General features: G+C 20.6%; 2 protein-coding genes. One reads left to right on the forward strand and one right to left on the reverse strand.

All coding sequences use genetic code 11. The features are described from left to right. The first annotated feature begins 124 nt into the window (after positions 1-124). Positions 125-838, forward strand: a complete 714-nt coding sequence (locus D9V70_RS02970) for an N-acetylmuramoyl-L-alanine amidase (RefSeq protein ID WP_253254833.1) — start codon at positions 125-127, stop codon at positions 836-838. Positions 839-918: 80 nt separating this feature from the next. Here the strand turns inward: D9V70_RS02970 and rpmE are convergent, their stop codons facing one another. Further along, on the reverse strand, positions 919-1,131 hold the full coding sequence (gene rpmE, locus D9V70_RS02975) for a 50S ribosomal protein L31 (RefSeq protein ID WP_158356237.1): 213 nt from the start codon (positions 1,129-1,131) through the stop codon (positions 919-921). Between the last annotated feature and the right edge of the window lie 187 nt (positions 1,132-1,318).

A 1,318-nucleotide genomic window follows, 5' to 3' on the forward strand; every position in this document is an offset into this window, starting at 1 on the left:
TTTAAAATATAATAATTTATCTGTATTAAAAAATAAGAAAAGTAAATTTATTACATTATCTAATTTTTATAAAAAATTTAAAAAAAAATCGTTAAACACACAAGAAAAAAAAGTTAATAGTTCTATAAATTCATCAGAAAAAATTACTATTTTAGTAGATGCAGGGCATGGAGGACAAGATCCAGGAGCAATTGGACATAAAGGACTTCAAGAAAAAAAAGTTAATATAGCAATAGCAATACAGCTTAAAAAGCTATTAAATAATGATAAAATATTTCATACAATTCTAACCCGTAATGACGACTCTTATCTTTCATTGAACAAAAGAAGACAATTTCTAAGAAAAAATCACGTAAATTTATTAATATCTATTCATGTAAATTCTTCTAAAAAACAATACGTATCAGGGGCATCTTTGTGGATAATTTCTGATGGTAGAATGAATCGTGAAATTAACAATTACATAAAAAATAAAAATCCAAATGTATTTTTTCCTCAAACTATTCAAAAAATTTTTGATAAAAATAAAAATGATCTATTTTTGAAAAAAACAATTCTAGATTTACAATTTAATAATTTACGAAAAATAGAATTAGATTTATCTAAATATATGTTTGAGCAATTTAAAAAACATATAAATTTACATAAAATGCAGTTAAACTATGCTAGTTTAGGAATATTAAGCTGTATCAGTACACCTTCTATATTAGTCGAAACAGGATTTATTACTAATTTCTTAGAAGAACAAAAATTGAATACAACTTATTATCAAAAAAAAATTGCTTATGCTATTTACATAGCTTTAAAAAATTATTTTTCAAATTCTTATCAAAAATAAATAATTATATAAACTTTTTTAAGCATCTAAATATATGATATAAGATGCTTAAATTAAAAAAATTCTTCAACTAATATGAGTTATTTTTTATTATTAAAATTAAAACGTTTTTTGAATCTCTCAACACGTCCTCCAGTATCAATGACTCTTTGTTTTCCTGTATAAAAAGGATGACATTGTGCACATATATCTAAGTGTATATTGTGATTAATAGTTGAGTAAATTTCAATTTTATTTCCACAAGAACAAGTAGCTGTTATCTTAGAATAATGAGGATGAATTTTTTTTTTCATAAAAATTCCTTAATTAATAAATATATTCGTTATATTATACAGTGATTAATGCCTTAATACTAAATGATCAACAACTTTATTTCAAAGAAATGATTTATAAAAAATATATGTATTATAATAAAAAAAAAGTTAATTCTTTATATTTCAAAAAAAAAAAAAAAAAAAAATACATATATATTATATTTAT

This window comes from Buchnera aphidicola (Lipaphis pseudobrassicae) (genome assembly GCF_005081185.1).
GTDB classification, from domain to species: domain Bacteria; phylum Pseudomonadota; class Gammaproteobacteria; order Enterobacterales; family Enterobacteriaceae; genus Buchnera; species Buchnera aphidicola_AD.

Coding starts and splice junctions, on each gene's coding strand:
- rpmE (WP_158356237.1), bottom strand. CDS start 1,131: ATGAAAAAAAAAATTCATCCTCATTATTCTAAGATAACAGCTACTTGT.